Annotated in this window: 8 protein-coding genes; 6 read left to right on the plus strand and 2 right to left on the minus strand. The window is 71.6% G+C overall.

The genetic code is table 11. The features are described 5' to 3' along the window. Window positions 1-160 precede the first annotated feature (160 nt). The 5 genes from ACFVDP_RS02255 (at window position 161) to ACFVDP_RS02275 (ending at window position 6,992) form a co-directional block, all read left to right on the plus strand. Window positions 161-1,693 carry an MFS transporter gene (locus tag ACFVDP_RS02255; protein WP_383481854.1) on the plus strand — a complete coding sequence of 511 codons (1,533 nt, stop codon included), beginning with the start codon at window positions 161-163 and terminating at the stop codon, window positions 1,691-1,693. 139 nt (window positions 1,694-1,832) lie between these two features. Then, complete coding sequence (locus tag ACFVDP_RS02260) at window positions 1,833-2,363, plus strand: GAF domain-containing protein (RefSeq protein WP_383481856.1); 531 nt, start codon at window positions 1,833-1,835, stop codon at window positions 2,361-2,363. Window positions 2,364-2,442: 79 nt separating this feature from the next. Further along, the gene (locus ACFVDP_RS02265) at window positions 2,443-2,904 is read left to right on the plus strand and encodes an NUDIX domain-containing protein (RefSeq protein ID WP_383481859.1); all 462 of its coding nucleotides are present in this window, start codon (window positions 2,443-2,445) and stop codon (window positions 2,902-2,904) included. 94 nt (window positions 2,905-2,998) lie between these two features. Continuing rightward, entirely contained in the window at window positions 2,999-4,393 is a 1,395-nt protein-coding gene (locus tag ACFVDP_RS02270; RefSeq protein WP_383481862.1) for an NADP-dependent succinic semialdehyde dehydrogenase, read from the plus strand. A 124-nt stretch (window positions 4,394-4,517) separates the two neighbouring features. Then, window positions 4,518-6,992: a polysaccharide lyase 8 family protein gene (locus ACFVDP_RS02275; protein ID WP_383481865.1), complete on the plus strand. Its 2,475-nt coding sequence runs from the start codon at window positions 4,518-4,520 to the stop codon at window positions 6,990-6,992. On the opposite strand, the gene ACFVDP_RS02280 is transcribed toward ACFVDP_RS02275, so the two are convergent. Next, entirely contained in the window at window positions 6,973-8,076 is a 1,104-nt protein-coding gene (locus tag ACFVDP_RS02280; protein WP_383481868.1) for a substrate-binding domain-containing protein, read from the minus strand. The two genes, ACFVDP_RS02275 and ACFVDP_RS02280, sit on opposite strands and share 20 nt — an antisense overlap. A gap of 282 nt (window positions 8,077-8,358) precedes the next feature. On the opposite strand from ACFVDP_RS02280, the gene ACFVDP_RS02285 reads away from it, so the two are divergent. Beyond that, on the plus strand, window positions 8,359-9,741 hold the full coding sequence (locus ACFVDP_RS02285; RefSeq protein ID WP_383481871.1) for an esterase-like activity of phytase family protein: 1,383 nt from the start codon (window positions 8,359-8,361) through the stop codon (window positions 9,739-9,741). Between the two features lie 53 nt (window positions 9,742-9,794). On the opposite strand, the gene ACFVDP_RS02290 is transcribed toward ACFVDP_RS02285, so the two are convergent. Then, window positions 9,795-10,091, minus strand: a complete 297-nt coding sequence (locus tag ACFVDP_RS02290; protein WP_383481874.1) for a hypothetical protein — start codon at window positions 10,089-10,091, stop codon at window positions 9,795-9,797. Between the last annotated feature and the right edge of the window lie 87 nt (window positions 10,092-10,178).

Genomic DNA, 10,178 nt, shown 5'->3' on the forward strand with positions numbered 1-10,178 from the left:
GGGGTGTGGGGAGGGGGTGGTCTGTTGACACTGATGTTCCGGCGGGGACGGGGACGGGGGAGAAAAAGAGTTCTTTCTTCCCCCGGTCGCCGTCCGTGAGCAGGCCGTTTAGCGTGGGTGGCGAGGTCGGGGGGTGTCCCTGGGTGTCTGGAGGCCACCAATGGATCGCACGCCCGAATCAGCCGGAGCCACCGAGGCCGGCGCAGGAACCCCGTCGCCCGGCGGCGGAGGCGTTCCGTACGCCGGTGGCGGCAACCACGAACACCGATGGCTGATCCTCGGTGTCATCGGGCTCGCACAGCTGATGGTCGTCCTCGACGCGACGATCGTGAACATCGCACTTCCCTCGGCGCAGAAGGATCTGGGGTTCTCGGACGGCAACCGGCAGTGGATCGTCACCGCCTACGCGCTCGCGTTCGGCAGCCTTCTGCTGCTGGGCGGGCGCGTCGCCGACCTGGTGGGCCGCAAGGCCATCTTCCTGACCGGTCTCGTCGGCTTCGCCGCGGCCTCGGCGCTGGGCGGTGCCGCGACGAGCTTCGGGATGCTGGTGTTCGCCCGGGCGCTGCAAGGTGTGTTCGGCGCGATGCTGGCGCCGGCCGCGCTGTCGCTGCTGACGACGACGTTCACGGACCCGAAGGAACGCGCGAAGGCGTTCGGCATCTACGGTGCGATCGCGGGCGCGGGCGGCGCCGTCGGCCTGCTGCTGGGCGGTGTGCTCACCGAGTACCTGGACTGGCGCTGGTGCCTGTACGTGAACCTGCTGTTCGCCGTCCTCGCCCTGCTCGGCGGCGCGCGGCTGCTGCACGGCGGCCGGCCCGCGGACCGGCCCAAGCTGGACGTGCCCGGCACGATCCTGGTGTCGGTGGGTCTCTTCTGCATCGTGTACGGCTTCAGCAACGCGGAGACGCACGACTGGGGCTCCGCTCAGACGTGGGGCTTCCTCGTCGTCGGTGCGGTGCTGCTCGCCGTGTTCGCCTGGTGGGAGACGCGGGCCACGCATCCGCTGCTGCCGCTGCGCGTGATCCTGGACCGGGACCGCGGCGCGTCCTATCTCGCCATGTTCATCTCGGGCGCGGGCATGTTCGGCGTGTTTCTGTTCCTGACGTACTACCTCCAGCAGATCCTGCAGTATTCGCCGGTGCTCACCGGTGTGGCGTTCCTGCCGATGGTGGCCTGCATGGTCGTCTCGTCGGTCATCGCCACCAACTACCTCGTCCCCCGGCTCGGCCCGAAACCGATCGTGCCGCTCGGCATGGCGCTGGCCGCCGCCGGTATGGCCTGGCTGACGGCGCTCGATCTCGACAGCAGTTACGCGCCGCACGTGCTGCCGCCGCTGCTCGTGGCCGGTATCGGTCTCGGTCTGATCTTCGCGACGGCCATGAACCTGGCCACGTCCGGTATCGCCGCGCACGACGCGGGCGTAGCCTCCGCGATGGTCAACACCAGTCAGCAGGTGGGCGGTTCGATCGGTACGGCCCTGCTCAACACGCTGGCCACGAGCGCCGCCACGAGCTACCTGGTCGGCAAGCAGCCCACCCCGCAGGTGCAGGCGAAGGCCGCGATGGAGAGCTACTCGACCGCGTACACGTGGTCCGCGATCTTCTTCGCGGTGGGCTTCGTGGTCACACTGGTTCTCTACCGTCCCGGGCCTCCCAAGCAGCAGATGTCCGGCGACGGCGCCGTGCACATGTAGGAGCCGGTCACCTGTGAGGTGGCGGTTCGCGCACTCCATTCACTGGGCATACCCCATCTGCAAAGTCCGCCCGCCCCGGGTGCGCACCGGGCGGGCGGCGGTGCGGTGGCGGGGCTCGGAGTGGAGCGAGGGGGACGTCATGCGCGGTGTGCCGTACGAGGTGTACCAGGTGGACAGCGAACGGCTGGCGACGGCCTTCGTCGAAGTGGCCGGTGCCTCGGTGCGCGGCGGTCCGCAGGCCCTCGCGACGCTCGTCGCCTGTTGCGTCACCCTCCTGGAGGTGCCGTCGGCGGCCGCCGTCCTCAAGCCGCCCACCGGGCGGGTCGAGGTCGCCGCGTCCGACAACCGGGGGTTACGCCTGGAGCGGGCCGCCCTGTCCTGGGGCGAGGGTCCGGGCGCCGACTGCCGCGCCTCGGCGCAGCCGATCCGCGGGGTTCCGCTCGCGCATCCGTACGCGCGGGCCAACTGGCCGTCGTACACGGCGATGGCGCGTTCGCTGGGTTTCGCCTGCGTGGTGGCGGTTCCGCTGCGCACCGCGGGCCGGGCGGTCGGCTCGCTCAGCCTGCTCTCGGAGCGGACGGGGCCGCCGGGACCGCTCCAGTTGCGCCTCGGCCAGCATCTCGCCGACGCCACCGCGCTCGGTGTGCAGCCGCACCTGCTCAGCTCCTGACCCGGAGCACCACATCGTCCGCCGCCCCCACTTCCGCTTCCACCCCCACCTCCACCTCGCCTCTACCGGGACTGATCGCATGGTCATCAGACGCAGCGCCGGCATCTTGCTCTTCCGCCGCACGCCGGACGGACCCGAAGTGCTGCTCGGGCACATGGGCGGCCCGTTCTGGGCGCGCCGCGACGCGGGCGCGTGGACCGTCCCGAAGGGCGAGTACGGGGACGACGAGACGCCCTGGGACGCGGCGCGGCGCGAGTTCGGTGAGGAGCTGGGACTGCCCGCGCCCACCGGGGCGCCGCTGCCGCTCGGCGAGGTGACCCAGTCCGGCGGCAAGCTCGTCACCGTATGGGCGGTGGAGGGCGACCTGGATCCGGCGGACATGGTGCCGGGCACCTTCACGATGGAGTGGCCGCGCGGCAGCGGACGGACCGCGGAGTTCCCCGAGCTGGACCGGGCGGCCTGGTTCGAGGTCGAGGCGGCGCGGGCCGTGATCGTCCAGGCGCAGGCGGCGTTCCTGGACCGGCTCGCGGAACAGGTCTGACCCGCGGCTCGCCGGGTACCCGGCGCGGTCCCGCGTTGCGCGGCCCCGTGCGGCGCGGGAAGGTCGAAGGAACCGCGCACAGGAGGTCGCCCCCATGCCCATCGCGACGGTCAACCCCGCCACGGGCGAGACGCTGCGGACGTACGACGCCCTCTCCCCCGAGGCCGTCGAGGAGAAGCTCTCGCTGGCGTCCCGCACGTTCGACACGTACCGCACGAGTACGTTCTTCGACCGGGCGCGCCTGCTCCAGCAGGCCGCCGATCTGCTGGAGGCGGACGCCCCGGACATCGCCCGCGTCATGACGACGGAGATGGGCAAGCCGGTGGCCGCGGCCCGCGCCGAGGCGACGAAGTGCGCGAAGACGATGCGCTGGTACGCGCGGAACGCGCAGGAGCTGCTGGCCGACGAGCACCCGTCCGACGACGACGTGAAGGACTCCGGCGCCGCCCGCGCCCTGGTCCGCTACCGGCCGCTCGGTGTGGTGCTCGCGGTGATGCCGTGGAACTTCCCGCTGTGGCAGGTGATCCGGTTCGCGGCGCCCGCGCTGATGGCCGGCAACGTCGGCCTGCTCAAGCACGCTTCGAACGTCCCGCAGACCGCTCTCTACCTGGAGGATCTGTTCCGCCGCGCCGGTTTCCCCGAGGGCTGTTTCCAGACGCTGCTGATCGGTTCCGGCGCCGTCGAGGGCATCCTGCGCGACGAGCGGGTGGCCGCCGCGACCCTCACCGGCAGCGAGCCCGCGGGCCGCTCGGTCGCCGCGACCGCCGGCGACGAGGTGAAGAAGACCGTGCTGGAGCTCGGTGGCAGCGACCCGTACGTGGTCATGCCGTCGGCGGACGTCGCCAAGGCGGCGAGGACGGCGGTGACGGCGCGGGTGCAGAACAACGGGCAGTCGTGCATCGCTGCGAAGCGGTTCATCGTGCAGGAGGACGCCTTCGAGGAGTTCCGGGAGGCGTTCGTGGCGGGGATGCGGGCGCTGAGCGTCGGCGACCCGCTGGACGAGGCGACGGACGTCGGGCCGCTCGCCAGCGAGCAGGGACGCACGGATCTGGAGGAGCTGGTCGACGACGCCGTCGAGAGCGGCGCGACCGTGCTGTGCGGCGGGCAGCGGCCCAAGGACTTCGCGGACCGCGGCTGGTTCTACGAGCCCACCGTGCTCGCCGATGTGACGCCGGAGATGCGCATCCACCGGGAGGAGACGTTCGGCCCGGTCGCGACGCTGTACCGGGTCGCCGACCTCGACGAGGCGATCGCGGTCGCCAACGACACTCCGTTCGGGCTGAGTTCGAACCTGTGGACCGGCGAGGAGGCCGACATCGACCGGTTCGTGCGGGACAGCCAGGCAGGCGGTGTCTTCGTGAACGGAATGACGGCCTCGCACCCCGCGCTGCCGTTCGGCGGCGCCAAGCGGTCCGGGTACGGCCGCGAGCTGGCGGGCCACGGCATCAAGGAGTTCTGCAACATCACGACGGTGTGGGTCGGAGCCTGACCACCTCCCCCTCATCGGCAAACGATCGAAACGCTCAATTTGGTCGTTCCTCTTGAGCGTTTGAATCGCCGGGTGCTAGAAACCGCTTACTCCCAGCGGAACCTCCAGCCTCCCGGAGCTCTTCATGACGTCGCCGTCCCTGCCCTGGTCCCGTCGCGCCTTCCTCGCCTCCTCGGCGGCCGTCGGGGCCGCGCTCACCGTAGGAGTGCCCGGCCCGGCCTCAGCCGCTTCGCCGTCCACGTCCGGATCCGCTTCCGCTTCCGCGGACGACGAGTTCGCCCAGTTGCGGGCGAAGTGGCGGGCGCTCTATCTCGGCGAGGGCTTCAGCCCGACCGCCGAACCGTTCAAGTCGAAGCTCGCCGGTCTCGGCACGCAGGTGAAGGCGTGGCAGGAGGCGATGGCCCCGGACACCGGATCGCTGTGGCCCGACGCCGTGTTCGGCGACCCGGATCCCGACACGGACACCGAGTCGTACGGCTACTCCGAGAAGATCCAGACGAGTTACGAGCGCGTCCGCTCGATGGCCGAGGCTTTCTGCCAGCCCGGGACCGGCCTCACCGGCGACGCGTCGCTCAAGACGGCGGTGCTCACGGCCGTGGACCACCTGAGCACGCAGGTCTACAACAAGTCCCAGACCCAGTACGGCAATTGGTACAACTTCCAGATAGGCGCCCCGCAGCGCCTGCTCGACATCTGCGTGCTGATGTACGAGCACCTGAGCGCCGCGCAGCTGACGGCCGCGATCGAGGCCGTCGACCACTTCGTCCCGGACTCGCTGGTGGCGTCATACTCGGGCACCAGCACCGGCGCCAACCGCATCGACCTGTGCCGGGTGCTCGCGCTGCGCGGCATCCTCGACGGCACCGCCGCGAAGGTCGCGCTCGCCCGTGACGCCGTCGCACCGGTGTTCCCGTACGTCACCTCGGGCGACGGTCTGTATGCCGACGGCTCGCTGATCCAGCACACGTACGTGCCGTACACCGGCTCGTACGGCGCGGTCCTCATCGACGGCCTCAGCCGCCTGTTCGCGCTGCTCGGCGGGTCGACGTGGGCGATCACCGACAGCGGGCGGCAGATCTTCCTGGACTCGGTGGAGGCCGCCTACGCGCCGTTCCTGCACGACGGTCTGGCCATGGACAACGTCGCGGGACGCGCGATCAGCCGTGGTCTCGTCGCCACCGACACCCTGAAGGTCCAGCAGGACGACCACTCCCGGGGCCACGGGATCATCGCCTCGATCCTGCTGCTCGGGCAGGGCGCCAGCGCCGAGGAGAACGCGCGCTGGCAGGCGCTCGCCAAGGGCTGGTTCACGCGGGACCGGTACAGCGACGTGACGAGCGGCCGCACGCTGGGGGTCGCCGCGCTCTCCCGGGTCACGGCACTGCTCGGTGACACGGGAGTGAAGGCGGGCGCCGAGCCGGCCGGGCACCGGATGTTCCCGTCGATGGCGCGCGCGGCGCACCGCACGAGCCGGTTCACGGCGTCCGTGTCCATGTCGTCCAAGGCGATCACGTTCTACGAGAACGGCAACGGCGAGAACGTCCGCGGCTGGCACACAGGTTCGGGAATGCTGTACTGGTGGGCCGCCGGGGACAGCGCGGGCGGCGGGCAGTACAGCGACGGCTTCTGGCCGACCGTGGACCCGTACCGGCTGCCCGGCACGACGGTCTCGCGCAAGGCGCTCGCGGACGGGGAGGGCGGCACGTGGGGCGCGGCCCGGCCCGCCACGACCTGGGTGGGCGGTGCGACGGACGGCACGTACGCGGCGGTGGCCCAGGACACCCGCGGCCTGTCCTCGACGCTGCGGGCGAAGAAGGCGTGGTTCTTCCTCGACGACGCGGTGGTGTGTCTCGGCGCCGGCATCACGAGTACGGACGGCGCGGGCGTGGAGAGCGTGGTGGACACGCGCAACCTCGGGGCGTCGGGCACCTCGCGCCTCACGGTGGACGGCCGGACCCGGGCTGCCGCGCTCGGTTCGACCTCGACTCTCCAGAAGGCTCGTTGGGCTCATCTGGCCGGGCACGGCGGCTATGTCTTTCCCGGCGGCAGCGCGCTCACGGCGCTGCGCGAGGAGCGCACGGCGACGTGGCAGAGCATCAACGGCGGCGGCTCCACCGACCCGGTCACCCGCCGGTACGTCACCCTGCTCGCCGACCACGGCACGGACCCGGCCGACGCCTCCTACGCGTATGTGCTGCTGCCGGGCGCGAGCGAAGCGCGCACCGCGATGCGGGCGGCGGACCGCGACTGGGTCGACATCACCGTCAACTCCGCTGCGCGGCAAGGAGTTCAGGTGCCGTCGCTCGGGCTCACGTCGGCGGTGTTCTGGGAGCCGGGAACGGTCGGCCGGGTCACGGTCGACGCGCCGCTGATCGTGCAGATCAGGGAGCGGCGCGACGGCACCGCGACGGTGTGCGTCAGCGACCCGAACCGGGCGGTGAAGTCGGCGACGCTGATCTGGCGGCGGCCGGTCACGTCCGTGACGTCGAAGCCGGGTTCGGTGACGGGAGCGACGACGGGGCAGGAGCTGAAGCTGACGTTCGGCGATCTCGGCACGACCGGCGGCCGGACTCAGAAGGTCACCGTGAAGCTGACCTGAGGGTCGCGCCGCACGACTCCCGGATGCGCAACTCGGGCAGGATGTCGAGATGTTGTCCCGGCTCGCGGGTGCCTGACGGCTCGGCGAGCCGGGACAGCAGCAGTTCGGCCGCACGCCGGCCGACGGTCCGCTTGGCCGGGGCGACCGCGGTCAGCGGCAGGTCGGCGAGGGCGGCCACCTCGTCGTCGTACGTGATGACGGCCAGGTCGCCGGGGACGCGGATGCCGCAGGCGCGCAGCCGGGGCACGAGGACGATCGCGTCGACGTCGCTGTGCAGGATCGCCGCGCTCACCCCGTGCTCCTCGACGGCCGTCCGCAGATAGGCGAAGGTCCGCTCGAAACGCTCCGCTTCGGTGACGGGCAGCGGCGGGCGCGGCGCGGGCGGGGCCGCCGGGAGACCGAGCGCCGCGACCGCGGCTTCGTGGCCGCGCCGCAACTCGGCGCTGGTGGGCGAGTCCTGGGCCGCCAGCGCGATGCCGCGATGCCCGAGCGCGGCCAGATGCCGCACGGCCTCGGCGGCGCCGTGGGCATGGTCGGTACGGACCCGGTCGAGGGCCGCCGCCGGATGCCCGTGGGGCGCCGAACGCTCCACGAGGACGGTCGGCACGGCCCGCTCGGTGATCCGCAGCCCCTCCCCCGGGCCGGGGCTGCCGGTCTCCCAGCTGGGGGTGAGCAGCAGCCCGTGTGCGCCGGACGCCAGCAGCCGGTCGGCCTGCGCGCTGTCCTCGCCGGGCAGGTACTGCGACAGGGCGACGACGAGCCGGGCGCCGTGCGCCTCGACGGCCTCCCGGGCGCCGCGCACCACATCGGCGTAGTAGTACTCGGTGGTCGGCACGACCATGCCGACGACGACACCTCTGCCCAACTCCCTTGTGGCTACGGTTCGTTCTTGACTGTCCTGCGCGCGGACGACGGCGCCGTGCAGCCGCCGGAGTCTGCCCTGCGCGGCGAGGGTCTCCACGTCGCGGCGGAGCGTCACCGGTGAGACGCCGAGTTCGCGGGCGAGGTCGGCGACGCGGAGTGAGCCGCGCTCCTCGACCAGTTGGAGGACCAGCGTGTGCCGTCGGTCGACGTGCTGCCGCATGACGTGGGCCTCCCCCGTGGCACGGTCCGGCGCGGACGGCGCCGGGTGGACATCATCGTATCGATCACCATCGCTCGGAACGATCCCCTTGCCCCTACGAGGTGCCCCACGGCGTCCTGGGGCGGGGCGAGCGAGTCGTCGACCACGCGTTCACCTGCCCTCACCATTTCCATTCACCCTGCCGTCACCGGGTGTTCGGCGCCGCGGTCGACCGTGTGCGCAGATCACGTGGATGCGGATCACGAGGATCGCTTCATCATTTCCCGCGCCCCAGGAGGCACCATGTCCCCGCTCGTCCCCGGTTCACGCAGCGCTCGTGGCGTGCGCCGCACCGTCGCCGCGGGTGTGCCGCTCGCCGTGCTGGCCGCGCTCGCCGTCGCGGGGACCGCGACGGGCGCCCCGGGCGGTACCGGCAAGGCTTCCGGCACGTCTTCCGGCACGGCGAAGGTCACCGGCGGCGCCACTCTCGGTGATCTGCCGCTCGGCGACTTCAGCAACGGCCTGCTGCCGGGGACCGTCGCCGACGACCGCGGGGTCGACCTCGGCGGCATCGGCTCCGACATCTACCCGTCCGGCCGCAAGGGCGAGTACTGGACGGTCACCGACCGCGGCCCCAACGGTCAGATCAAGGTCGACGGCACGAAGCGCCGCACGTTTCCCGTGCCCGGCTTCGACCCGGCGATCGTGAAGATCCGCGTCACCGGCGACCGGGTGAAGGTGGTCGACGCGATCCCGATCACCACCCGGTCCGGCAAGGCCGTCACCGGCCTGTCGAACCAGGAGAGCCGCGACGAGAAGCCGTACACGTACGACGCGAGGACGCCACTCTCGTACAACGCGAACGGTCTGGACACCGAGGGCATCGTGCGAGCCGCGGACGGCAGCTTCTGGCTGGTCGACGAGTACGGTCCCTCGCTCGTGCACGTGTCGGCGCGCGGCAAGGTGCTCACCCGCTACGTGCCCGAGGGCCTGAACCTGAAGGGCGCCGACTACCCGGTCGTCGAGGCGCTGCCGTCGGTGCTGCTGAACCGGAAGACCAACCGCGGGTTCGAGGGCCTGGCCCTGCTCCCGAACGGCGATCTGGTGATGGCACTGCAGAGCCCGCTGTCCCTGCCCGACGCGGACGCCGGCGACGCCTCGCGCAACACCCGCCTCTTCCGCTTCTCCCCGAAGAAGAAGGCCGTCACGGCCGAGTACGCGTACCGCTTCGACGCGGTGGGCGACGTCGACCCGGGCGAGGACGACACGTCCGAGCTGAAGATCTCCTCCATCGTCGCGCTCGGCGGTGACCGGCTGCTCGTCGAGGAGCGCACCGACAAGGCGGCCCGCCTCCAGGAAGTGCGGCTCACGCGCGGCGCCGACATCCTGGGCGACCGGTGGGACGACGCGACGACGTCGCCGTCCCTTGAGCAGCTGGACGACCCTGCGGCAACCAAAGTGCTGGTGCTGAAGAAGCGGCTCGTGGTCGACCTGAACACCGTCGACGGCGTGCAGGACAAGATCGAGGGTGTGGCCGTCGTCGGACACGGCACGCTGGCCCTGATCAACGACAACGACTTCGGGATGACGGACGGCGCGGGGGCGTTCGACGCCAACGGGCGGCTCGTGGACAGCGGGATCGAGACCCGGGTGACGTACGTGAAGCTGCCGAAGGGCGCGCTCTAGGGCGTACGTCGAAAGTCCTGGTCAGGTCGGAGCGGGTCTGGTTCCCTGCCGCCTCAGGGGATCAGGCTCTCCAGGTCGCTCGGCAGCAGTCCGCTGGGCAGCTCGCTCGGCAGGTCCGTCGGGAGCTTCGACGGAAGGCCGCTCGGCAGCTCACTGGGCAGTTCGCTCGGCAGCCCTGGCGTCGGTGACCGCGGCGTCGCCTGCCGGCTGCTCCCGTCCGACGACGGCTTGTCGCCGCCGTCTCCCGACGGGGCTCCGCGCGTCACCAGCACGATCACGACCACGGCGATCACCACGAGGGCCGCGATCGCGGCGGCGGCCTGGAAGCGGCCGTGGGGGGGGGGGTGCAAGACGCGGGGGGGAGGGGAGTCGCGGGGGGGGGAGCGGAGGAGAGGGACACGTGAAGAGCGGGAGAGGAAGCCCCACAAAGGACGTTG

This window comes from Streptomyces sp. NPDC057694, from assembly GCF_042799415.1.
Classification (GTDB): Bacteria; Actinomycetota; Actinomycetes; order Streptomycetales; family Streptomycetaceae; genus Streptomyces.

What these genes read in the sequence shown, in the direction of transcription:
- ACFVDP_RS02265 (WP_383481859.1), top strand. Translation starts at nt 2,443, where the DNA reads ATGGTCATCAGACGCAGCGCCGGCATCTTGCTCTTCCGCCGCACGCCG.
- ACFVDP_RS02255 (WP_383481854.1), top strand. Translation starts at nt 161, where the DNA reads ATGGATCGCACGCCCGAATCAGCCGGAGCCACCGAGGCCGGCGCAGGA.
- ACFVDP_RS02285 (WP_383481871.1), top strand. Translation starts at nt 8,359, where the DNA reads ATGTCCCCGCTCGTCCCCGGTTCACGCAGCGCTCGTGGCGTGCGCCGC.
- ACFVDP_RS02270 (WP_383481862.1), top strand. Translation starts at nt 2,999, where the DNA reads ATGCCCATCGCGACGGTCAACCCCGCCACGGGCGAGACGCTGCGGACG.
- ACFVDP_RS02260 (WP_383481856.1), top strand. Translation starts at nt 1,833, where the DNA reads ATGCGCGGTGTGCCGTACGAGGTGTACCAGGTGGACAGCGAACGGCTG.
- ACFVDP_RS02275 (WP_383481865.1), top strand. Translation starts at nt 4,518, where the DNA reads ATGACGTCGCCGTCCCTGCCCTGGTCCCGTCGCGCCTTCCTCGCCTCC.
- ACFVDP_RS02280 (WP_383481868.1), bottom strand. Translation starts at nt 8,076, where the DNA reads ATGCGGCAGCACGTCGACCGACGGCACACGCTGGTCCTCCAACTGGTC.